Here is a 23,203-nt window from a genome sequence, read left to right on the forward strand (position 1 = left end):
TTCTAAAAGGTTATCTAAGGCAGGAAAGGATTAAAACTTTATGAATATGGCAAGCCAAATAACTCAATATGAGGGGCGACCATAGACCAAAAGGAATTGTATTTTGGTTGGGATGTAATCCCCTGGAGTAAAATTCAAAATAAGGTTAATAAACTTCAATCCCGAATTGCTAGAGCAATAAGAAAAGGAAAAGATAATCTAGCAAGAAAACTATAATATTTATTAACTAATTCATATTACGCTAAGTTATTATCAGTAAGAAAAGTAACAACAAATAAAGGAAAAAGAACAGCAGGAGTAGATGGAGAGATTTGGTCAACTTCTGCAATGAAGTATGAAAATGCACTAAAATTAACTAATGAAGAATATAGAGCTAAACCACTAAGAAGAATATATATTGGTAAATCAAATGGGGACAAAAGACCTTTAGGAATTCCTACAATGTATGATAGAGCAATGCAATCACTATATGCATTGGCTTTAAATCCAATAGCGGAAACAAAAGCAGATAATGTGTCATTTGGTTTTAGAAAATATAGAAGCTGTGATGATGCTAAAGAATATCTTTTCAAACTATTGGGTAGAAGAGTATCAGCCCAATGGGTACTAGAAGGGGATATTAAAGGCTGTTTTGACAATATAAGTCACAAGGGTTGAAAAAGAATATACCAATGGAAAAGAAAATATAGAATGAATTTTTAAAATCAGGATTTATAGAAAATAAACAACTTTATCCTAAATAAAGAAAAACAATACTACTGCACAAAATACATTAATTAAAATATTGAATTCTAAAATAAGTTATCAAAAGTTAGATAGAGATATTTTCCAAGCATTATGGAGGTGGGCTAATAGAAGACATCCTAATAGATCGAGACAATGGATAAAGGATAGATACTGGAAATCTAATAATACACGTAACTGGATATTCGCAAGTAAAGATAATAAGTTAATAGTTGCCAGTGATACAAAGATAAAAAGACATAGGCTAATTAAATTTGAGGCAACCCCTTACTTGAGTAAATATGATAACTATCATCTTGCTAGAAAATTAAAATAATATTGTTGCCAATCCAAAGATTGGTTTTAGATAGCTTGAGCCGTATGAATTGAAAGGTTCACGTACGGTTCTGATGGGGGGAAGGGGACGTAAGTCCCTTACCTACCAGACTACCCACCAAGGAAGTATTAATATTATAATGATAGAGAGGGGAAGACATATGAAAAGAAAAATATTTATTTTAGGAGTTATAATATTATCTTTTTTAATTTTATCAGCTTTTATCTATGCTAATAGTAAACAAGATATAGCAGATAAAGGCACTGTCATTAATGGTGATTTTATTTTAACTGATGATAATTATGAAAAGGCTAAAAGTATAGAAACTATTAAAGGGAATTTAGTTTTAGATAATTCTAAGAAAGCTTTTATGCCCTCCTTAAAACATATAGAAAAGGGGTTATATGTAGAAAATAAAGAAACATTAGAAGTTATAGAATTGCCAGAACTATTAGAAATAAGAAATATACATATAGCAAGAACAAAAAAATTAACAAATATTAAGTTATCTAAACTAAATAGAGTAAATTGGGGTATAAAAGTTGAATATAATGATAATTTAAAAGAAGTAAATTTATCTAAATTACAATATGTCGGTAAAAATATAACTATAAATAAAAATTATAAGTTAAAAATTTTAGATTTTAGTTCTATCAAAAATATAAATGAAAACATATTCATATCTTCAAATGATAGTCTAAAAAATTTAAATTTAGGAAGTTTAGAAGAAGTAGAAGATATTGACTTGTGGGATACATTAATTAAAAACTTTAAATTGCCAAAATTAAAAAGTAGTGATGGTATATATATAATGGCTAATGAAAATTTAGTAAAAGTAACTTTTGATAAACTAGAAAATATAAATAAAAAAATATATTTTAAATGGAATAGAAAATTAGAAAAAATAAAAATGCCTCAAATTAAACATATAGGAATTGAAAAAAATTTTCAATAAAATCAGAGAAAAACCAAGATGAAATTTTATTAGTACAAGTCAATCAAATTCCTGAATGTAAAGGTATAATTAAAGGTGTAAAATTTATAACAATGAAAGAGGAGAATTAAAATGAGTTATAAAGATGAAGTTTTAAAGAAAAGTATTAATTTGATTAAAAGCTTTGAAAATGAATGGTTATATAGAGATGAAAAAGATGGAAAAAATAATAGTGAAAATTTAAAAATTCATAAAGATTCAGCGGGAAATATTGCCATTGGTTATGGATTAGATTTAATAGTACATAGTGAAAGTGAATTAAAGAATATCTTTGATAAAGCAAATCAATGGAGTAGTGATAAATTTGATTATGATAGTTTGCGACCATTTAATAAAATTCAAGAGTATAAAAAATTATCTAGAGATTATCAAAAGGAGAGTTTCATAACTGAAAACCAAAATTTAAGATTACCGAGTATAGAATATGCTAATACCTTATTTAACTTAGTAGCAGAGGATAAGTTTAAAGCTGTCAAGAAGATAGCCAATGCTAAAACCGATAAAGATTATTATTCTAAGCTAACTAAAGCAGAAAAGAGTACTATCTTTTCGATGGCGTATAATTCTGGTTATGGATTGTTCTTTGGTAAAACTAAACAAGGAAAGAGGAAAGTAATTGACTTCAATAAGCCTTATAATTGTGTGAAAAAATTACGAGAATATCTTGATAATAAAGAGAGTAATCCAGAACAAGCACTTAAGGCTAGAACCCGAGTCTGGTATGAGTTTCGCTATAACTCATGTTTGGAAGCATGGCAGAATTTAAGTGGTGGGAGAGGATTAGCCAAACGAAGGTATAGTGAAGGAGATTTATTTGGCTTATATGATGAAGATGTTAAATCAGAAGAAGCAGAGTGGATTTTAGATAAATTAAAGGATGAAAGTATTCAAAAACAAGGAATAAAGAGTATAGAGAAAATAGCATGTTACTTTGAGAAGAACATTGTAGCACCATCTGAAGTAGGAGAATATAGACGAGTAAATGATAAAGTTAAAGGGATTAAGGAGATAATAAAGGATTTAGAAAATAAGGCTGCTCAAGATCCAGTAAAACAGATAAAAGCAGAAGTTAAAGAGAAAGGTAGAAAAATAGATAATGTATCCGAAGAATTCTTAAAAAAATATGATGAGAAATATGGACTAGTATTAGATAAAAAGAAACCTATATATAATAGCATTATAAAAATAGAAAAGAATCAAGATGTTTTAATATTTCCTTTAATGGATAGATTAGTAGTAAGTATGGAAAAAGAGAAGGAAAAAGCAAAAGATGAAGATAAAAAATATAAAGCAATTCATCAACTTATAAATAGGTGCAAAAAAACATTAGAAGAAGTAATTGATGAATTAGGAGGATATGTCAAAACAAAATATAAGCAAGATAATAACAAAAACTTAGCAGACTTAAAACTTAAGAAAAGATTGATAGCAAATTTTAAACCTAAACAATTCAATACTCCAGATACTAAAAAAAGTCATAAGTTTTTTAAGAGTTTTATAACCAAGGAAGATAGAAAAAAAGAGCGAGCTAAGAAGGAAGCAGAAGAAAAGAAGAAGTCAAAGGAAGAAAGAGAAAAACGTGCTAAAAAAGAAAAAGCAAAACGAAAAAGAGAAGCTAAGGTAGCTGAAAGACAAAGAAAAGAAGAAAGAGAACGAACTAAAAAGAGAGAAGGTTGGATAATTGTTTCTGCAAATGGAGAACACAAACTAATGAGTAGAAAAGAATATTATGGAGTTTAAATTTGGAGGGGTGGGAACTTCACCTAACATGGGGTTAGCGGTGCGTCCTAGCAGGCTATACATTCTAGTGAGTGTAAATCTCATCAAAGTAAAGGTTAGCCACCAGCTTTGTATCAAGTCTTGGAAATGTTACGGTAACGTAATATTTTAAGCATAGATAGAGAATTAGCAAGGTAGAATCGACTGGATATGGTTTCTATGGGTTTCACGAAGAGGCTGATAAGACTCGTAGGAATTGGTTTGTCAGCGGTGAATTGTATTGAGCCTCGAAAATCATGTAACTAATGATGGAAGTCGAAACTGTCGTTAAAGTGGAAGACAATAATTAATTATGCGAAATGACAAGTATAATTAAATCCTCCGTGGTCTAAGGCACTACCTCGCTAAATACTAAGAATATATAGAAACCTAGGGATCTCCTATTGAGGTCTTTCTGAAAAGAGAGTATGTCTGATGAGCTGAAGAGGTAAAAGTCGGATACTTTCATAGTACTGAAGAAGTTGGGTAATTCTAGTGGAAGAAAGGAAAGCAACAGATTTTGAGACTATAAGTGAGGGACATATCTTCTGGACTCTGAACCAGAATAAAGATGAGAACAAAACTTACTTATATAGCATGGGTATTCATGTGAAGAGGCTCACTGGGGAGCCGAATGCCTAAATTGGGCACGTTCGGTTCTGAGAGGGATATACACCAACTGAATAAGGAACAAATATTGTGACACTTACAGACGAAAGGGTAAGAAAACTGGGAAAACAAAGCGTGTCCTAAGTTTAGAAGGTGTATATATCTACTTACCACATCTAGGCTAGTAGGTTAGGCAAAGCTAGGGATTACATATGAAATTTTTTGAGGATGAACAAGTTATAAACGGGCTGAGCTAGACGTAGCGGATCACAGGAACGTTATCTATAATAGCAGCCCAATATTTATATATAGATAATGTGAACTGAATATTATTAATATTATTATAAGCTATTAGTAAGATATTTAAAACTATAAATTGTTAGGAGATTTCACATGGATACATTAAAAGCAATAACTAAAAGAAGAAGTATAAGAAAATTTCAGGATAGAGATATTTCTAAAGAGATGATACAAGAATTATTAGAATTAGCTATTCAAGCTCCATCAGGTAAGAATAGACAACCATGGAGATTCATTGTATTAAGAGATAAAAGCAAAAGAGAATTAGTGAGAATTATGAATGAAAAAGTAAAATTTCTTAAAAAGAAAAATTTGAGCATAGGAAGTAGTGAATTAAGTATTAATGCTATTTCGGAGGCATCAGCAGTAATTCTAGTTTTTAATCCATTTTTTAAAGATAAAGAAAGTATAAATCATAATAGATTATTAATGGATACTCAGTCAATTGGAGCAGCTATCCAAACAATGATTTTAGCAGCAGAAGACATGGGTTTAGCTACTCTTTGGATTTGTGATGTTTTTTATTCTAAAAAAGAAATTTGTTCATGGTTAAATAGAAAAGAGGGGCTTATAGCAGCAGTAGCTATTGGATATGCAAATCAATCACCTTTTCCACGTCCTCGTAAGGATCTAAATGAAGTTGTAGAGTGGTTAGAATAAATTTTCAATTTAACAAAATTAAAAAAGGTGGTATATATGAAAAATAAATATTATCAATCTAATAATGAAAAAATAAAGATTAGAAGGATAGACAAAAATTGTTTTGACAAGATATGGCCGATTATAAGAGAAGTAATAAGAGAGGGGAAGACCTATGAATATCCTGTTGATATGAATAAAGAAGATGCTTTGCATGTTTGGATGGAGAAACCAGAGCAGACATACCTGGCAGAAAAAGATGGGGAAGTAGTAGGTACTTATTATATTAAACCAAATCATAGTGGGCAAGGTAGGCATGTCTGTAATTGTGGCTATATGGTTGCCCCAGATGTAAGAGGACAAGGAATTGGGACTATTTTATGTAAACATTCGCAACAAGCAGCAGTTAAGCTAGGTTATAGAGCTATGCAATTTAATTTTGTTGCCTCAACTAATTTAAAAGCAGTTAATCTTTGGTTAAAGTTAGGATATAAAATTGTAGGTAAGTTGCCTGAATCTTTTAATCACCCTAAAAAAGGATTTGTAGATGCTTATGTAATGTATAAATTTTTAAATAAAAGTTAATCTAATAGACATTAGACTAAAGACATCCTAGCTATTAACATAAATTAAGGCTAGGATGTTTTATATTAGGTTATGATTTTAGTTAGGGATTGAGAGTATTAATTTTCTAAACCTCTTTAGGATAGGTCTCTTACCATCAAAAGATGAGCAATGCCATCTTCCAGTGGTACACCTTGCTCTTCAACAAAACTATTTTTCTTATATTAAAGGCACTTTCAAGTTCTGATTGATTTGTAATTTGATCCGAGAAATGTATAGAGAGAGTTATGGTTTATTAAAGATTAAAAACTATATTTTTCTATTTAGGCAGATATTCAGAATATTCCTTTCTCAATTTATGTAGATTATTAAGTTTATCTAGAAATTTTTCTTCATTACTCATGGCTATGCCAACGACTAATGATTCAATTATAGCTATAGGAGCAACCATTGAATGGAAATTCCATAATTCTCCACGTTCTACATAAAGAACAATATCACTTTGATCAATCATTTTAGATACCACTAAATCAGTTATTAAAATAGTTGTAAAATTTATTTTTTTTGCATAATCTAGAATAATTTTAATTTCAGGAGAAAAATTAAAAAATCCAAAAATAACGATTACATCTTCACTAGTCAAATTAATAAGGCTTTCTAAAAGCCCCTTTCCACTTGGTTTCATTTTATGGATATTTAGATGAAATCTTTGTAAACGGTAGGATAATAATTCTGCAATCCCAGATGAAGGACCAGGGGCAAATAAGTAAATATTCTTCGCTGCTATCAAAGCATTTACTGCCTGATTGAATTCCTCCTCTGATAACTGAGCATGAGTATTTTTGAGATAATTAATGGATTTGTTTAGAATACTAGGAGTAATTTTATCTTCATCAATTTCTTTTAAAATAGATTTCATTTTATCCGCTGGTGTTATTTCAAATGACTTCTTTAAATGATTTTTGAAATCTTTAAAGCCTACAAAACCAAGAGACTTACAGAATCTTGAAATTGTGGCTATACTAACTTCTATATTTTGTGCTAAATCTTTTAAGGTCATGGAAGGGATACTTTTTATATTTTTACAGAAAAAATTTGCAATCTTTTTTTCACTTTTAGATAAATCTTCAATATTTACTTCTATATCATGAATTTTCATTAGTATGCCTCCTTAAAAATAAAATTACTAGAAATATAATAATATTATAGTATATAAAAGAGAAGATGTAAAAATATCTATGTAAATAAATTTACATGAAAAAATAAATAAAAGTTTTTTTACATTAATTTAATATTAAATTAATATTTTTGTAATATTCAGGTGCTATACTAAAGTTGAAGATAAAATATTAATTCTTAAAGGGGGAAATTAATCTATGAAAAGCAAAGCAAAAAACTCTAAGTTGACCCAAGCTCAAAAGACAATGGTTTTTATTTTGGCAATGTCTCTATTTGGAATGGCTGATTTAGTGACTGAAATTGTACCTGAAATTGCATTTGGACCTATTGAACTTTCTGTTTCCTATTTTGCTTTTATTCCTTTAACATTATGTTTTCTTTTTGATCCATTGTATACAGCTTTAGGTTCAGTATTTGGTGAAATTGTATTTGCGGATTTATTAATGGGGGATTTCGGTGGCATAGGTGAGTTAGAAGGTTTTATTGAATTAGCTTTAGGATTATATGTAGCTGGATTATTAGTTAAAGATCCTACTGACAAAAGACAGTTAGGGATAGCGGCTTTCGTTGGTGTGGGAATTGACCAAATGCTAAGTAGTATTATAGATATATCTAAAGTTTGGGTGGGGGTGGAAAAATTAGAAGCAGTACCTGGCTTACCTAAGAGTGTTTTAGTTTTAGAAGGAATAAGTTTTGTGAATGAAATGGTGATTACTGGTTTATTATTTGGTGTCTTGCCTACAATCTATTTAGCTCCACGATTATATGGTAAGATAGAGCCTTTATTAGGAGTTAAGCCTCGAGAAAAATCTACTGCTTCAATGGGAGAATTCATTACTCCGAGATTAATTCTAATGGGTATTATCTTTGGTTTTGGTGCTACGATTGCTGAATTCATGTCTGAAATGGATATTAACTTTGCTGTGTGGGAGCCAGAGTTTTTAGAAAAGTTTGGCGCTAATTTCATTTGGGTTGGCGTTGCAGTAGCTTGTATAGTATTACTAATTTCATTTATGGCTCTTAACGGAAGAAAAGAAGAGATAGAAATTAAGAACAATAATTAAAATAAGTTAATAAAGATTAATTAGAGGTTAATAATTTATTTGGGAACAATTTTTGTTCCCAGATGAATTTTCTTAAGTTGAGTAATTTAAGTATTATAGGGGAGGATTAAGAAATGAGGGAAAATATTATTAGTGTGCAAGACTTATCCTTTAAGTATCCTGGTGCAAAGGAGTATGTATTAAATAATGTAAGTTTAGATATAAACAAAGGAGATTTTATAGGCTTGATAGGGAGTAATGGTTCCGGTAAGACAACTCTCTGTAAATCTCTTAATGGATTAATTCCTCATTACTATGTAGGAGATTATGAAGGTCAGGTAATAGTAAAAGAACAGGAAGTTTTTAATGCGTCTGTTGCTTCTTTAGCTCAAGTAGTTGGGTATGTTTATCAAGATTTTGAAAATCAATTAGTACGTCCGACGGTTTATGATGAAGTTACTTTCTCTCCGTTAAATTTCGGTTATGAAGACTATAAAGAGCGAGGTCAAAAAGCACTAGAAATATTAGGTTTAGAATCGATTGCTGAAAAATTTATTTGGGAATTAAGTGGTGGCCAAAAACATTTAGTTGCTTTAGCTGGAGTGTTGGCTTTAGATCCCGAAGTGATTGTAATTGATGAACCAGTAGCTCAATTAGATCCTGTAAATGCTAAAAAGATATACGATAAACTAGAGATGTTAAATCAACAAGAAGGTAAAACGATAATTTCTATTGAGCATCATACTAAATTTATTGCTAATTATTGTAATCGAGTAGTGATGATGGATCAAGGTGAAGTTGCTTGGCAGAAAAAAGTTAAACCTGCCTTATCACAAGTAGAGGATTTAAAGGAGAAGAAAATTTTTCCTCCCCAAGTTACTCAGCTGATTTATAATTTAGCTAGCAATCAGCAGCTTTATCCGATTACTATTGAGGAAGCTAGTGTATATTTTAATAAACACTATAATTTTGACTATTTGGAGTCATTTACTCAAGTCAAGAAAACTACTAAAAATAATAATCAAACAGTGGTTGAATTTAATGATGTGACTCATAGTTATCAGACATTGAGTAATCAATCCCAAACAGCTTTAAATAATGTTAATTTATCTTTTTATTCTGGAGATCGAGTGGCGCTTGTTGGTAGTAATGGAGCAGGAAAATCTACTTTATTAAAGATGATTACAGGCATTTCTAAACCAAAGCAAGGTGAAGTGATTGTAGAAAATCAAAATACCCACTGTATCTCTTCAGAAGAATTAGCTGAAGAAGTTACTTATATCTATCAGGATCCAGAAGAAATGTTTATCAATGATAATATTCGCCAAGATATTGAATATTATTTAAAGGCACGTAATGTACCTGATTATCAAAATTTTATTGAAAAAATCATTAGTACTTTTGAGTTACAAGACTTACAGAATAGAGATGGTCGATTACTTAGTGGAGGACAGCAGCGTCGGGCTTCATTGGCTATTGGAATGGCGATGAGGCCCTCAGTAATATTATTAGATGAACCCACTTCTAGTTTAGATATAGCAAGTAGAAAAGAAATGTTTACTATGATTGAAAAGTTAGAAAAGTGGGTTAAAACAGTAATTGTAGCTACTCATGATATGCAGCTAGTATCTAGCTGGGCCGATAGAATAATTGTTTTAAACGAAGGCCAAGTAATCAAAGATACAGATCAAGAAGGATTATTTAATGATAAAGAACTTTTAAATAAAGCTAATTTACAGCCACCTCAGATTGTAGAACTGAGTCGTAGATTAAATATGTCTCCAATTACTCTTAATGTGGAAGAATTTGCCCGGAGATTAAGGGGTAAACAAGATGAAGCTATTTAAAGATTTATTGGATAAATTATCGGTAGAAAGATTAAAAATGGCTTTAATGGAGACTGCTTATGGTAATCAGGATACTTTTTTAGCTAAATTAGATCCACGAGTATTAATTGTATGGTACTTAATGTTTGCTATTTTACCGTGGTTTTTTTTTAATAAAACTATTTTAGCTGGATTACTTCTATTTATGATAGTTATGGCTATAGTTGCTAAAGTTAGTCGTTTAATAATCTTTCTATTAACAATGAGTACAGTTTCTCAGTTAGGTTCAGTCTTTATTGTAACCTTCTTTTTTGGTGGTGGATTAGATGGATTTGCGTCCTTACTGACGATTACTCTAAAGTTATTAGTTATTGCTGTAGCTAGTATTGCAGTATTTACTAGTATAGACCCAGAAGAATTTAGTGAAGCATTATTGAGTTTTGGTATTTCTGAACGTTATAGTTTTGGTGTTTCCTATGGTTATCGTGTACTACCCCTGTTGTTTGAAGAATATAATGATATTTTTAATTCTTTTCGTCTGCGTGGTAAAACACCAGAAAAGAAAGGTTTCTTAGGCTGGCGTTATATTTATTATTTGATTAAAATAATCATTTTAGGTTTTTATCCAATGGTTTTAAATGTAGCTAAACGAACTAGAACGACAGTAGAAGCACTAGAAGTTAAAGGGTTTGCTAATTCTTTAGATAACAAAAAAGTAAAAGAATTGAAATTAGCTGATATGGAGATAGGATTGAAGGAAGTATCATTTTTAGTTTGTTCAGTTTTGATAGTAGTTGCTATTGTAAAATTAGGTAGCATATATCCCTTATAAAGGAGTGATTATTATGAAAATGGATTTTCATTGTCATACTAAATTATCTAAAAAATTTGAGTTTGACTTAGCTCGTTTTCAAAAGATAGTAGAAACTGCTAAAAAAAATGATTTAGATGCAATTGCTTTGACTGAGCATTTCCACACAGTAAATTTTTATAATATCTATGAAACTTTGGATCAGCACTATGAATATAAGAATGATTATTATGATGTAGATGGATTTAAAGTTTTCTGTGGCATGGAAGTTGACATTGAAGAAGTCGGTCATATTATAGTAGTAGGAAGAAAAGAAGATTTGTTAGATTTAAGAAGATTATTTCCAGAGAATATGGGGGAAAGTGATTTTCCTACACTTAAATACTTATTGGGTGAGGCTGAAAAAAAGAATCTGATTGTAGTTGGTGCTCATCCAGCTAAAGAGAGTAAATATTTGCTTGATTTAAATCCTATATTATTAAAAAGGTTAGATGGTTTAGGTTTGAATGGAAAACTATTAAAACTTAAAGAAGAAGTAATTGAATTTGCTGAGAATATTAAGCTGCCGATAGTAGCTGGTAGTGATACCCACCATGTTTGGCATATGGGAACGGTAAAGAATAAATTTTATGAGGACCATGAAAAGATTTCTGATCTTAAAACTGCTATTAAAAATAGAGAATTTGAAATTGAGATTAGTAATGGAGCTAAAGTTAAGGCCTTCTGTGGTCAAGTTGCAAAAAAAGTAATGAAAAAGATGAAGAGTTGTGGAGTTATTTAAGATAAAGTGTGGATTAGATTATCATTTTTTTATTCAGCCTTAACGGGCTGAATTTATTTTTGGTAGCTGATAATTTTAAAATCCTTGACAAGTTAACAAAGAAGTATTATAATTTTTATTGAATCAGTTTTCGATAAAAAAATTAAGTTTTTGAAGGAAGTGAAAATATGTCTCCTAAATTAGTTGATGTAGAACAAAAGAGAAGGGAAATAATTGAAGGAACTTTGCTTGCTTTGTCTAAGAAAGAATTAAGTGAATTAAAGATAGCTGATATTGCTAGAGAACTTAATATGGGCCAAAGCACTATTTATGAATATTTTAATAATAAGGATGAACTAATTAAACAAGCATTAGAATATTTTTTGAAAGATTTATATATGCCAGAAAAAAATAAGGATCTAACTGTTTTAGAAGAATTTGAAATAATCTTAGAAAAATTAAAAAGACAAATTAAAGAAGAAGAGAAAACTGAGATTAATATTATTATTGATTTATTTTATCAAGGTATTAAAGGAGAATTTGAAAAATTAGGGGATGTTTATAGAGATTACATTAACCATATGACTAAAAAGATAATTCGTGATCAAAAGAGAGGAATAATTAGAGAAGATATTGACCCTCAAGCATTAATTTCCTGGGTAGGAGCTACTTTTGATGGATTATGGATCCAAGGTTTGTTACGTTCCAATGATTTTGATCTTGATAAAATCTTTAACTCTTTTTTAAACGCAATAGAGAATTATATTAAAAAAGATTAAACTAAAATTATACTTCCTTGATTCTAAGGAAGTAATTTATATAGATTATTTTTGAACGAATATTCGTTCAAAAATAATATTAAAGTTAATAGGAGGGATAATTATGAATTTAATTAAAGATGAGATTTCATTTTTCTTTGGTAAAAGTCCAAAAACTTTTGATGTTATTTTAATAAATCTAGTTCCAATTTTTCTGGGTATTTTGTTGGCTTTTTTTGTACCAGATATAAAAGAAACAACAACTATTCTGCAAAAAGTAATTATTGTTGTAATAGCATGGGATGATCTTGGCGGTGTAATTGCCAATTTTACAAGATCAACAAATAATTTTCATGCTTCAAGTCGTAAGCTAAGACTTTTCTTCTACTCGTTACACTTTTTACAACCATTAATTATTTTTATAACTTTTAAAACATCAATAAATTTCTTTATTTTTTCATGGTTGTATCCTGTTTTAACTGCTTTGTTGGTAACTGAAGTAATAAAGGATGATTATAAGAATACTTTTGCTAGTGCATTCTGGTTAATAGGTATAGTTACTTGTATTTATGTAATAAATCCACCTATAATCGTGTTATGGTTTGCAATTACTTTTTTGACTAAATTAATTTTAGGCTATTCGATTAATCATTTTCCTGAAACTAATTAAAAGTTTGTATGATCAATTTTGCCCAAAGGGAGGATAAATATGAAAATTTTAAATCTTTATTTTAGTGGAACAGGTAATACTTATTTTATTGCCAATATGATATATATGAAATTTAGGGAAAACAATTATAATATTCAGCTATCATCTATAGAAAAATTTTCATCTAAAGATATAAAAGAATATGATATTCTTATCTTTGGTTTTCCAATCTATGCTTGTGATATGCCATCATTTTTGCAGGAATATGTAGATCGAATGTCCCTTTCTAAAAGTAGAGGAGTTATCTTATTTTCCACTTTTGGATTTTATGCAGGTAACTCTTTAAGAAGAACAGCTAAAAAATTTATTGATAAAGGTTTCATTCCATTAAAGTCAAAAGAAATTAAGATGCCAGGATCAGATGGTTTAGCTTTTATGAAAAAAGACTCAACTTTTGTGAATAAAGCTGTATCAAAAGATTATTCAGTAAATCCAATTATTAAAAATTATGTGAATAAGATTTATAATTTTATTGATAAAAATACTGACAAACTAAAGCAAGAATTAAATAAAGAAGATTTAGTAATGCCAGAATTAAAGACAAAGGGAGTATTATTAGATTCTTTTGTAAAAATGATTTATAATCCTGGCGAAAAATTTATCAAGAATAAATTTTGGGCTGATAATAAGTGTATTAAATGTAGAGTCTGTGAAAAAATCTGCCCAGCTAATAATATAAAGGTAACAGAAAATGAAGTTATATTTTCAGATCAATGTTATTTATGTATGAGGTGTATTCATCAATGTCCAGTTGAAGCAATACAGATTGGGAAATGGACTGTAGATAAATTTAGGTGGCAAGGACCTAACAATGACTACAATCCTTTAAAATGATTGAATAAAGATAAATAAATTGGTTTTATATTAATTTTAAAAATATCTTAACTTGGCTAAATTAATTTAGTTTTTTAAAGAAAGTATCAACTTTTTTAAGATTTATTACATTTGGTATGATAGTTAATTATTTTTATTATCTATACTTTCGATATAATCATAATATTTTTAAAAATGAGTAATTAAAAAACTAATGTATAAGATTAATAATCTAAATTAGAATTAAATCAAGGAGGAGAGAAAATGAATACAGAAATTGAAAATAGGAAAATAGTTTTGTCGACTTTATGGATATTTGTAACCCTTAATTATTTATATTGTGATTTGATAGGCTTAATGGACGCTAATTTACTTAAGCAATATCTAACAGGAACTGTAGATGGATTAAACATGAGTGAAGTTTTTTTATTAAGTGCTGCAATATTAATGGAAATTCCAATTGCAATGGTATTATTGTCAAGGGTTTTGAAATACAAAAGTAATCGATGGGCAAACATTATTGCATCTTCAATTAAAACAATAGTAATGATTTTAACGCTATTTGCTGGAACACCAACGCTTTATTATTTGTTTTTTGCGATTATAGAAATTTCAACTACTTCATTTATTTTATGGTATGCTTGGCGGTGGACTTCTCCTGAAGAAAATACTAATTATCAAAACTAGAATAATGTTCATAATCAAGAAATGAATTGTTATATAGAGATCCAATTTAAAAGTGAAATAAAAAGACGCTTAGCCACTAGTTAACATAAATAGACACGAATAATAAATAACTTCACAAATTAAAATCTTCTTTAATTTGTGAAAATTAGTGAAGTTTACCTCAAGATTACTTCCTTGGCAAATCATCTTAAGGGGCGTGGCAAAAATTAATATCTTAAGGAGGCGATATAATGAAATTTTATGAAGCTAAAAAGTTAGAACCACAAAATGGTGAAATGGATTCTGTAGCACAATTAGATATTATGAAAGGAATGAAACATATTTTAGAGAATGAGATTGGAATTGTGAAGGCTGTCAGTATTCTCTTTAAATCGTTTTTATGGGATCCTATCTTTAATAAACCAAGCTGGAAACCAGAACTGTTTGATTTACCAAATAAGGAAGTTAGACAGACTTATGAAAAGAAATTTAAAGAGTTAACTCCTTTTATATGTTTATTTAATAGATTGAAGAAAGATTATGGGATGGAACGAGCTCAGATACTTACAGCAAAAGTAAGTGTCCCCGCATCAGTACCTTATTTAGGTAAAACTTTTAAACCAAATCCTGATATAAAGGATATTGATGAATTTAGGCAAGATATGACCAATTATCTTGGTAGAGGAACTGGTTTTGAATGGACAGAGAAGGTATCAGTAGATAAACAGGAAGTGATTTATAAATTTACAAGATGTGCTTATATTGAGATTCTTCGAGCCTATAGAATGGAATATGCAGCATCAATGGTCTGTTATTGTGATCATATTATTTTTGACAATTGTACTCCAGAATTATATTTTAAAAGAGATCATTGTAAGGGGGTAGGTGATAGTTATTGTGACCATCACTATAAAATTAGAACAGCAGAAGATAAAAAGAATGATGATAAAAGATATGGGGATACAGAAGAAGCTCCTTATGATGCAATGAAAATTATTAAGAAGTGGGAGAAAAATTATAGAGAAAATAACGACAGTTTTAAATGGTAATAAAGATATTTAGGATAGATCTTTGACCATCAAAAGATGGGGAATGCCATCTTCTATAAATACTTCTGATGCCTTCTGATACCCTAATTTCTCATAGAATCGTTGAGCATGTGTCTGTCCATGTAATTTTGTTTTTGTAAGCCCTTTGTCTTTGGCGATATCCTCAAGTCTTTGAACAATGGCTTTTCCAAGACCATGTTTTCGATAAGAATCTAGAATACAGATTCTTTCCAGTTTCGCAACTTTATTGACAACTCTCAGTCTTCCAGTACCAACAGGTTCATCATTGTAGTATACAAGTATGTGTTCTGCTAGCTCTTCATATTCATCAAATTCATCTTCTAGTGGTACACCTTGTTCTTCAACAAAAACTATTTTTCTTATATTAAAAGCCTTTTCAAATTCTGATTGATTTGTAATATGTTTTGTTATCATTTAGTTCATTCCTTTCGGTCAAGTATAGTATTTTACATAGTTTCTTATGTTTGATTTAATTACATTATAACAAAAAGATATTGACAATACAATATTGCTAAATTGAATCTTGGTAAATTAAGATTATAAAAATAAGACGTTATAAAAATTAGGATATGTTATGTGAAATAACATATTTAATTATCTAGTTAAAGAGGGATTCTTATTTAATAAAAGAAAATAATATATAAATAGATAGGAGGAGTTAAATGGGAACTGAAGTAATATTAGTTAGACATGGTGAGACAAGTTGGAATCAAGCTGGTAAATTTCAAGGAAGTAAGGATATTCCTTTAAATGATAAAGGTATAACTCAGGCTAGGAAGTTGGCCGAGAGGCTAGAGAGGACTGAAATTGATGCTATTTATGCTAGTGATTTAAGTCGTGCCTCTAAGACAGCGGAAATAATAGCCCAAGATCATAATTTATCTGTAGAAGAAAGAAGTGCTTTGCAAGAAATAGACTTTGGTCAGTGGGAAGGATTAACTTTTAATGATCTGGAAAGAGACTATCAGACAGAATTTGAAGCTTGGGAGCAGGATCCAGTAAATAATGGAGCTCCTAGTGGAGAAAACTTAGGAGAATTTGAGACAAGATTAGTTACTAGTTTAAAGAAAATTTTAACTCATCACTCTGAAGAAAGAATTTTGTTAGTTGCTCATGGTGGAGTAATTAGAGTTTTAGTGGCTACTTTTTTAGGTATGCCTCTTGCTAAATGTTGGCGATTAACACAGGCTAATACAGCAATTAGTCAATTGAATTTTTATGATGATGAAGTAATTCTAGAGTTATTTAATTGTACAGCTCATCTAAAATGAGAAGATAAAAGAGTCTGGGGTTAACCCCAGACTCTTTTCTTTTTTTGTAAAGTAGGATTTTAATTTTAACCTGGAATAATTAGGATTCGACCAGGGAATATTACATCAGGATCAGCAATGTTGTTTAATCTAACTAAGGTATCTACGTCTGTATTATACTGCTGAGCAATTTTGTATAAGGTATCTCCACTTCGTACATAATATTTAATATGCTCAGCAGGAGGTTCAGGAATTTCAATTGGGAGATAGATTAATTGGCCAGGTTGTGGAGTGTCTGGCAAACCAGGATTTACTTCTCTGATTTTAGAGGCAGTTGTATTATACTTTCTAGCTAAAATCTGTATAGTTTCTCCAGGCTGGAGAATGTGTTGAGCATAATAGCGTTTTGTTGGTGGAGTAGGCATTTTACCTTCTAATTCTTCGATTAAAGTATTAAGGACATTAATCTGTCTTGCTTGTAAATTACGTAAGGTTCGAGTGTATCTTTTATACATAGTATCATCTAATTCCATTTGTAGTTGTCCATATAGTGGTTGATTTTCTTTTTCATTTTCTAATAATTGATTAGCAATTTCTAAAGCATCAGCCATACTATTCCTCCTTTCTAGGGTTTAATATAAAATATGTAGTCAATTAAAGATTTGTTAATTCCAAATTTGAAATTAAATGTATATCTAATCTACTTGGGACTAATACTGTTAATGATAATTAGGAACTTTTATAATTGTTGTCATTTTAGATGTAATATGTATTCAGTAATATTCATACTAGTAGTCGAATTATGCTTTGTGAAATTGCTAAATCCTAATTTGTTTAAATTAGGGGGGAGTTTATGGGAAAAAAAGTAGAAATTTCAGGTGTTAATACGTCAGAGTTACCTGTTCTATCTAATGAAGAAATGCGAGATTTATTTAAACGAATGCATAGAGGAGACAATATAGCCCGCAGTAAAATCATTGGTGGAAATTTACGGCTAGTTTTGAGTGTCCTTCAGAGATTTAATAATCGAGGTGAGCCAATTGATGATCTCTTTCAAGTAGGTTGTGTGGGCTTAATTAAAGCTATAGACAACTTCGATTTAAGTAAAAATGTTAAATTCTCTACTTATGCTGTACCTATGATTATTGGTGAAATCAAACGACATTTAAGAGATAATAATCCTATTAGAGTTAGCCGTTCTTTAAGAGACACAGCTTATAAAGCTTTACAGATGAAAGAGAACTTAGAAAATAAGAAGTCAAAGGAGCCAAATCTAACTGAAATAGCTAAAGAATTAGGAATTCCTAGAGCAGATATTGTACAGGCTCTTGATGCTATTCAGGATCCAATCTCCCTCTTTGAACCTGTTTATCATGACGGTGGAGATCCAATCTATGTAATGGATCAAGTATGTGATGATAGTACTGATGATCAGGATTGGTTAGAGGCAATTGCTGTTAGAGAAGCTTTACGTAAACTTGAAGATAGAGAGAAATTAATCTTAACTTTACGATTTTATGAAGGTAAGACTCAAATGGAGGTAGCAGGAACAATAGGAATTTCACAAGCCCAAGTTTCCAGATTAGAAAAAGCAGCTTTACAGGATTTAAAGAAGTATGTTAAGGAGAAGGAATGAAAATGAGTGTTAGTAGGAGAATTAAGTTTGTAGTTGGAGTATCTATACTAATCAGTTTATTATTTTTAGTAGGACTTAGAGGAAGCGTAGTTCTAAAGAAGAATCAGGTAGATGCAGTAACTAGTTCGGATGATTTATTGCGGTTGCATGTAATAGCAAATAGTAATTCACTTCAGGATCAAAAAATAAAACGAGAAGTAAGAGATGAAATTATTAAAGCAACTGCTAAGTTATATACGACAGAGCAGAATTTTGATCCCACAGCTTTGATTAAGAGGAAACTACCTTATTTAAAACATATTATTATAGAAAAGTTAAGAGCTAGTAATATAAATTATGAAGTCAACCTTAAAGTAGGTAGATTTAACTTTCCGACACGTAGCTATGGAGGAATGACTTTACCTAGTGGTAATTATAAGGCATTAAGAGTTGTACTAGGATCTGGTCAAGGAGAAAACTGGTGGTGTGTTCTCTTTCCACCTCTCTGTTTTGTAGATTCAGTTGATCAAGTAACTAATCAGGATTTAAAACAAGTATCAAGTAAAGAAAAAAAGAATAATCTACCAGTAGAGTTTAAATTTAAGCTGGTAGAAGTACTTAAAGATAATCCACAGTTTGTTAAGTCTAAATTAAAGTTGGCCCATATTTTAGAGACATCTTTTCCTGGATTAGATAAGCTAATATTTTCTAATGAAACTAATCAACAAAGAGAGTAAAAGCCTTCAGTATTTACTGAAGGCTTTTTATTTTCTTTTGTAACAAACTTATGTTCTTCACATATAATTATTATAGGTATTTACCAAAAGGAGGGAATATAATGCGTACATCAGATTTGGAGACTAAAGAGGTAATTAATATTGATACGGGCCAACGTTTAGGAATGATTATTGATGTTGATATAGATTTGAATGCTGGTCAAATTAAGGGTTTAGTTGTGCCTAAAGGAGAGAAACTATTTGGGTTATTTGGAGTAGATGAAGATATGTATCTTTCGTGGAATGAAATATATAAGATTGGAGAGGATGTTATTTTAGTAAAACCCAATAGTGAAGATGTGACTGCTGAGTTACCAGAATAAGAAACCAGCCTATTAATGGGTTGGTTTTGTTTTTAGATTGAATAAGTTGAAGCAATGTACTATAATTAATTAGTATAATAGTGAATATTAATTAAAATGGGATATAAAATAAAGGAGGGAAGCTTACTACTTAAGGTAGTTAAGCTAGAAGTATGAAATGTCCATACTGTAATCATTCAGAAAGTAAAGTAGTTGATTCAAGAGCTACAGAAGATAATACAACAATTAGAAGAAGACGTGAATGTCTATCCTGTGAAGAACGATTTACAACTTATGAACGAATTGATGATTTGCCAATTATGGTTATTAAAAGAGATGGTAGTCGTGAAAGATTTGATAGAAATAAACTTTTAAATGGTCTATTAAGGTCATGTGAGAAGAGACCTATTTCTAGAGAACAGTTAGAAAAGGTAGTTAATTTAGTAGAAAAGAAGGTTAAGAATCGGATGGAGAATGAAGTGCCTAGTACAGTTATTGGTGAGTTAGTAATGGATTATTTATGTGAATTAGATGAAGTAGCTTATGTGCGATTTGCATCTGTTTATCGTCAGTTTAAGGATATTCAAACCTTTCGAAAAGAGTTAGATAGACTACTAGATAATTAAGTGGAGGGAGAAAATGACTAATATAGAACTAGCAGCTAGGGATTACTTAAAGAAATATAAGGTAGATGATATATATTATTGTGAAACTGAGATTCTATTTATTCTAGAGTCTCCACATACCCAAGAAGTTAAGCATGGCTATCCGGTAGCTGGTAATTCAGGAGTTGAAATGGCTCATTATATCTATAATACAGATGAGCCATTTGGTAAATTGGTAGCTAAAAAGGATGAGTATGAGACTGACTATAATCAATTAGAAAAGTTTGGATTATTAAATGTTGGTTCTGCTCCTATGCAGAGTCAAGCTTTGGGAGATTATAGTTTCACTCCAACTGAAAAAGATGTATTAGAAATTTTAGAGAAACTAAGAGTTAATTATAAGGCTAAGCAACATCAAAAGGATAGTTGGAATTCAGTAAAAGAGATTATTTTAGATGATTTTAAAGAGAGATTACATACTGCACTACAAGAATCAGAAAAAATCAAGTATTTAGTACCTTGTGGTAAGTTTGCAGCTAGCTACTTAGATTTAATTAAAGATTCAATTGAAATAATTAGAGAGAAAGAAATTATTACTGGTATTCCTCATCCATCCTTTAATCAATGGCGAAAATATGATTCTATGGAGAATCTAGAGGAAATTTTACCTAAAATTTAGTTGGTTAAATGAAAACCCCGTTTTTTAAAAGCGGGGTTTAATTGTTAATATCAGTCTCACAATCGACTATGTATCTGACAGCAGCATCAATTTCTACAGAATCGGCTTCTTCATTGATTCTAACCATTCCTATTAAACCTTGTTCATCTTTCCAATCTAAGTACTCTTCTACTAAATGTTGAACAGCTTCTTCAGAAAAAGGGTCATTATAATCATTAAGATTATCTAAATAGATATCTTTAGGTACTTCTAGAGCTTTATGTTTTACTTGCAGGCAGAAGCCGTCAGATTCTCTTTCCTCAATTTTATCTAAGTGGGATACCATTTGTTGTGTCACTCCTTCTTGGTAATAGTTGATGAAAAATTTACCTATAAAATAAACAATGAACTATTATAGATTATGTTATTCTAAAATAGGTGAAATTATAGCTGGAAACTTATATATTATTTTTATTGTTGCAAAGGAAAAAGCTAACTAATAAACTATAGTTAATAAAAAGAGAAAAAGTATATGAGTATTAGAGGAGGAAAAGAAAATGAAGTTAAAGTATGGAACAGAAAAGGTAGAATTAGATCTAGAAGAATTACCAAATCAACAGGTGTTATTACCTAATGAGAAAGAGGGATTAAGTAATCCTAGATCAGCTGTGGAATCAAGTTTAAAAGATCCAGTTGATACATCTAGTTTAGAGGAGTTAGTAGTTGAGAAAAAACCAGAAGATGTTGTGATTGTCGTTAATGATGTAAGTCGTCCTACCCCTTATGAGGAGTTACTCCCTCCTTTGTTAGAGAAGTTACATCAGTCTGGAGTAGAAAAAGAAGAGATTACTTTTGTTATTGCTACAGGAATTCATGAACCACATACTGCCAAACAGAATAGAGAGATCTATGGAGATGAAATTGTTGATAATTATCAAGTTGTTTCTCATAATCCAGATCAAGGTTTAGTAGACTTAGGAGAGTTAAGTTCAGGAAATAGATTATATGTCAATCAAAAAGTAGTTACAGCAGATTTATTGATTACTATAGGAGTTATAGCTCCCCATTATTTTGCTGGTTTTTCTGGTGGACGAAAGTCAATATTACCAGGAGTGGCTGGTAGAGAGACTATTGAATTTAATCACTCTCGAATGGTTAATTTAATCGGTGACTTGCCTAGTATAGAAGAGAATCCAATCAGTCAAGAGATGATTGAAGGGGCTAATAAGGTAGGAGTAGATTTTATACTAAATGTAGTTACTAATAGTAAGAAAGAGATAGTAGAGGTAGTAGCTGGTGATCTAGAGAAGACTTGGCTAAAAGGCACCAGAACTTCCGCTAAGATGTATCATGTACCACTAGAAGAGAAAGCGGATGTTGCTATTGTTAGTGCAGGAGGTTATCCTAAAGATATTAATATCTATCAAGCCCAGAAGGCTCTTGATAATGCTAATGCAGGAGTTAAAGAAGGTGGAACAATTATTTTATTAGCAGAATGTAGAGCTGGATTAGGAGAAGAGGTATTTGAAGAATGGGTACATAGTTCTGAAAGGCCAGAAGATAATGTAGAAAGAATAAAAAGAAAGTTTGTTCTAGGAGGGCATAAGGCTTTTGCTATCAGTAAAGTAGTACTGGATAAAGAGTTTATCTTAATTTCGGAATTTAGTGAAGATGTTACAGATGCTTTATTTGCCACTAAAGTAGATTCTCTTGCTGAAGCGTTGGCCCAAATAAGTAATCAATATGGTAAAGACTATAAATCTATTATTATGCCTCAAGGTGGATTGACTGTACCAGTTATTTGAAATGCATCCTAATCCTGAACAGGCTTTATGTGATGGGCAACAGTCATTAACTTTTAAAGAATTCTCTAATTTAATTGTAGACTTAACTAAGATGTCTAAAATTCTTAATAAAAAATTAGTAATTTAAAATAAGCCCCGGGCCAACTTCCCGGGGCTTATTAATTTAGTGAATATCAATTCTGCGCCCTTGCTCTTCAGCACTTTCAGTTTTGGGTAGAGTAACTTCTAACAGCCCATTTTCATATTTAGCATTTATTTCATCAGTTTTGACATTTCGTAAATTGAAAGTACGATAGTAGCTACCACTTCTTCTTTCTTTCCGTATATAATTATCTTCTGCTTCCTCAATTACATTTTCATTAGCAGCTGAGATGGTAAGACGATTATCCCTAACTTTTATATCAATATCTTCTCTACTTAAACCAGGTAATTCTGTTTGGATTACATAACTACCTTCATCTTCTTTAATATCAGTTCTATAGCCTACATTATTCAATCCCATAAAATCAGTTATAAAATCAGGTGTTAAATCAGGACGACTTTTGGTTCTTCTTCTAGGATTAGAGATCAATTCAAACATTATTATCTACCCTCCAAGTCTTTATTTATATTATTAGTTTTATGTCTATATAT

The 23,203-nt window shown here is 30.3% G+C and carries 28 protein-coding genes and 1 pseudogene; 24 read left to right on the forward strand and 5 right to left on the reverse strand.

Annotation, left to right across the window (positions count from 1 at the left end):
- Nucleotides 1–96: 96 nt before the first annotated feature.
- The 7 genes and pseudogenes from ACYQ39_RS12400 to ACYQ39_RS12430 all read left to right on the forward strand — a co-directional run.
- Nucleotides 97–294: pseudogene (locus tag ACYQ39_RS12400) on the forward strand (reverse transcriptase N-terminal domain-containing protein); the annotation flags it as partial.
- A 33-nt stretch (nt 295–327) separates the two neighbouring features.
- Nucleotides 328–657: a reverse transcriptase domain-containing protein gene (locus ACYQ39_RS12405; protein WP_459844359.1), complete on the forward strand. Its 330-nt coding sequence runs from the start codon at nt 328–330 to the stop codon at nt 655–657.
- 127 nt (nt 658–784) lie between these two features.
- Nucleotides 785–1,060 carry a group II intron maturase-specific domain-containing protein gene (locus tag ACYQ39_RS12410; RefSeq protein WP_459843596.1) on the forward strand — a complete coding sequence of 92 codons (276 nt, stop codon included), beginning with the start codon at nt 785–787 and terminating at the stop codon, nt 1,058–1,060.
- A gap of 160 nt (nt 1,061–1,220) precedes the next feature.
- Nucleotides 1,221–2,015 carry a hypothetical protein gene (locus ACYQ39_RS12415; protein ID WP_459843598.1) on the forward strand — a complete coding sequence of 265 codons (795 nt, stop codon included), beginning with the start codon at nt 1,221–1,223 and terminating at the stop codon, nt 2,013–2,015.
- 111 nt (nt 2,016–2,126) lie between these two features.
- Entirely contained in the window at nt 2,127–3,794 is a 1,668-nt protein-coding gene (locus ACYQ39_RS12420) for a hypothetical protein (protein ID WP_459843599.1), read from the forward strand.
- 1,020 nt (nt 3,795–4,814) lie between these two features.
- A complete protein-coding gene (locus ACYQ39_RS12425; protein WP_459843600.1) occupies nt 4,815–5,381 on the forward strand; it encodes a nitroreductase family protein in 567 nt (188 codons plus the stop codon).
- 36 nt (nt 5,382–5,417) lie between these two features.
- Nucleotides 5,418–5,945 carry a GNAT family N-acetyltransferase gene (locus tag ACYQ39_RS12430; RefSeq protein ID WP_459843601.1) on the forward strand — a complete coding sequence of 176 codons (528 nt, stop codon included), beginning with the start codon at nt 5,418–5,420 and terminating at the stop codon, nt 5,943–5,945.
- Between the two features lie 298 nt (nt 5,946–6,243).
- Here ACYQ39_RS12430 and ACYQ39_RS12435 read toward each other — a convergent pair whose 3' ends face one another.
- Nucleotides 6,244–7,083 (reverse strand): MurR/RpiR family transcriptional regulator, encoded by an 840-nt coding sequence (locus ACYQ39_RS12435; RefSeq protein ID WP_459843603.1) that lies wholly within the window; start codon nt 7,081–7,083, stop codon nt 6,244–6,246.
- Between the two features lie 217 nt (nt 7,084–7,300).
- On the opposite strand from ACYQ39_RS12435, the gene ACYQ39_RS12440 reads away from it, so the two are divergent.
- The 9 genes from ACYQ39_RS12440 to ACYQ39_RS12480 all read left to right on the forward strand — a co-directional run bounded on the left by ACYQ39_RS12440 (nt 7,301) and on the right by ACYQ39_RS12480 (nt 15,538).
- Nucleotides 7,301–8,167, forward strand: a complete 867-nt coding sequence (locus ACYQ39_RS12440; RefSeq protein WP_459843605.1) for a DUF8171 family membrane protein — start codon at nt 7,301–7,303, stop codon at nt 8,165–8,167.
- Between the two features lie 113 nt (nt 8,168–8,280).
- Entirely contained in the window at nt 8,281–9,993 is a 1,713-nt protein-coding gene (locus ACYQ39_RS12445; RefSeq protein WP_459843608.1) for an ABC transporter ATP-binding protein, read from the forward strand.
- Nucleotides 9,980–10,804 carry an energy-coupling factor transporter transmembrane component T family protein gene (locus ACYQ39_RS12450; protein ID WP_459843611.1) on the forward strand — a complete coding sequence of 275 codons (825 nt, stop codon included), beginning with the start codon at nt 9,980–9,982 and terminating at the stop codon, nt 10,802–10,804. The genes ACYQ39_RS12445 and ACYQ39_RS12450 overlap by 14 nt, the downstream gene beginning before the upstream one ends.
- Before the next feature lie 13 nt (nt 10,805–10,817).
- A complete protein-coding gene (locus ACYQ39_RS12455) occupies nt 10,818–11,564 on the forward strand; it encodes a PHP-associated domain-containing protein (RefSeq protein WP_459843613.1) in 747 nt (248 codons plus the stop codon).
- A gap of 167 nt (nt 11,565–11,731) precedes the next feature.
- Nucleotides 11,732–12,322, forward strand: coding sequence for a TetR/AcrR family transcriptional regulator (locus ACYQ39_RS12460; protein ID WP_459843615.1), 591 nt, complete (start codon nt 11,732–11,734; stop codon nt 12,320–12,322).
- A 103-nt stretch (nt 12,323–12,425) separates the two neighbouring features.
- Nucleotides 12,426–12,971 (forward strand): hypothetical protein, encoded by a 546-nt coding sequence (locus tag ACYQ39_RS12465; RefSeq protein WP_459843618.1) that lies wholly within the window; start codon nt 12,426–12,428, stop codon nt 12,969–12,971.
- Between the two features lie 39 nt (nt 12,972–13,010).
- Nucleotides 13,011–13,844, forward strand: a complete 834-nt coding sequence (locus tag ACYQ39_RS12470) for an EFR1 family ferrodoxin (protein ID WP_459843621.1) — start codon at nt 13,011–13,013, stop codon at nt 13,842–13,844.
- Between the two features lie 243 nt (nt 13,845–14,087).
- The gene (locus tag ACYQ39_RS12475; protein WP_459843624.1) at nt 14,088–14,510 is read left to right on the forward strand and encodes a DUF6326 family protein; all 423 of its coding nucleotides are present in this window, start codon (nt 14,088–14,090) and stop codon (nt 14,508–14,510) included.
- Nucleotides 14,511–14,740: 230 nt separating this feature from the next.
- Nucleotides 14,741–15,538 carry an L-2-amino-thiazoline-4-carboxylic acid hydrolase gene (locus ACYQ39_RS12480; RefSeq protein ID WP_459843627.1) on the forward strand — a complete coding sequence of 266 codons (798 nt, stop codon included), beginning with the start codon at nt 14,741–14,743 and terminating at the stop codon, nt 15,536–15,538.
- Nucleotides 15,539–15,547: 9 nt separating this feature from the next.
- Here ACYQ39_RS12480 and ACYQ39_RS12485 read toward each other — a convergent pair whose 3' ends face one another.
- Nucleotides 15,548–15,973: a GNAT family N-acetyltransferase gene (locus tag ACYQ39_RS12485; protein WP_459843629.1), complete on the reverse strand. Its 426-nt coding sequence runs from the start codon at nt 15,971–15,973 to the stop codon at nt 15,548–15,550.
- A gap of 248 nt (nt 15,974–16,221) precedes the next feature.
- On the opposite strand from ACYQ39_RS12485, the gene cobC reads away from it, so the two are divergent.
- Nucleotides 16,222–16,830 (forward strand): alpha-ribazole phosphatase, encoded by a 609-nt coding sequence (cobC, locus tag ACYQ39_RS12490; RefSeq protein ID WP_459843631.1) that lies wholly within the window; start codon nt 16,222–16,224, stop codon nt 16,828–16,830.
- 65 nt (nt 16,831–16,895) lie between these two features.
- On the opposite strand, the gene ACYQ39_RS12495 is transcribed toward cobC, so the two are convergent.
- Nucleotides 16,896–17,420: a LysM peptidoglycan-binding domain-containing protein gene (locus tag ACYQ39_RS12495; protein WP_459843634.1), complete on the reverse strand. Its 525-nt coding sequence runs from the start codon at nt 17,418–17,420 to the stop codon at nt 16,896–16,898.
- 242 nt (nt 17,421–17,662) lie between these two features.
- On the opposite strand from ACYQ39_RS12495, the gene sigG reads away from it, so the two are divergent.
- The 5 genes from sigG to ACYQ39_RS12520 all read left to right on the forward strand — a co-directional run bounded on the left by sigG (nt 17,663) and on the right by ACYQ39_RS12520 (nt 20,786).
- Nucleotides 17,663–18,445 (forward strand): RNA polymerase sporulation sigma factor SigG, encoded by a 783-nt coding sequence (sigG, locus tag ACYQ39_RS12500; protein ID WP_459843637.1) that lies wholly within the window; start codon nt 17,663–17,665, stop codon nt 18,443–18,445.
- Nucleotides 18,446–18,447: 2 nt separating this feature from the next.
- The gene (spoIIR, locus tag ACYQ39_RS12505; RefSeq protein ID WP_459843639.1) at nt 18,448–19,161 is read left to right on the forward strand and encodes a stage II sporulation protein R; all 714 of its coding nucleotides are present in this window, start codon (nt 18,448–18,450) and stop codon (nt 19,159–19,161) included.
- Nucleotides 19,162–19,262: 101 nt separating this feature from the next.
- Complete coding sequence (locus ACYQ39_RS12510; RefSeq protein ID WP_459843641.1) at nt 19,263–19,523, forward strand: YlmC/YmxH family sporulation protein; 261 nt, start codon at nt 19,263–19,265, stop codon at nt 19,521–19,523.
- 152 nt (nt 19,524–19,675) lie between these two features.
- On the forward strand, nt 19,676–20,128 hold the full coding sequence (gene nrdR / locus ACYQ39_RS12515; protein ID WP_459843643.1) for a transcriptional regulator NrdR: 453 nt from the start codon (nt 19,676–19,678) through the stop codon (nt 20,126–20,128).
- A 13-nt stretch (nt 20,129–20,141) separates the two neighbouring features.
- Entirely contained in the window at nt 20,142–20,786 is a 645-nt protein-coding gene (locus ACYQ39_RS12520; protein WP_459843646.1) for a hypothetical protein, read from the forward strand.
- Nucleotides 20,787–20,823: 37 nt separating this feature from the next.
- Here the strand turns inward: ACYQ39_RS12520 and ACYQ39_RS12525 are convergent, their stop codons facing one another.
- Entirely contained in the window at nt 20,824–21,111 is a 288-nt protein-coding gene (locus ACYQ39_RS12525) for a hypothetical protein (protein ID WP_459843648.1), read from the reverse strand.
- Between the two features lie 211 nt (nt 21,112–21,322).
- Here ACYQ39_RS12525 and larAH6 point away from each other — a divergent pair, with 211 nt between their 5' ends.
- Nucleotides 21,323–22,570, forward strand: a complete 1,248-nt coding sequence (gene larAH6, locus ACYQ39_RS12530; protein ID WP_459843651.1) for a nickel-dependent malate racemase, LarAH6 family — start codon at nt 21,323–21,325, stop codon at nt 22,568–22,570.
- Between the two features lies 1 nt (nt 22,571).
- Complete coding sequence (locus ACYQ39_RS12535) at nt 22,572–22,697, forward strand: hypothetical protein (protein ID WP_459843653.1); 126 nt, start codon at nt 22,572–22,574, stop codon at nt 22,695–22,697.
- A gap of 36 nt (nt 22,698–22,733) precedes the next feature.
- Here the strand turns inward: ACYQ39_RS12535 and ACYQ39_RS12540 are convergent, their stop codons facing one another.
- Entirely contained in the window at nt 22,734–23,150 is a 417-nt protein-coding gene (locus ACYQ39_RS12540) for an Hsp20/alpha crystallin family protein (protein WP_459843656.1), read from the reverse strand.
- Nucleotides 23,151–23,203: the final 53 nt, after the last annotated feature.

The sequence above is a fragment of the Halanaerocella petrolearia genome (assembly GCF_054657875.1).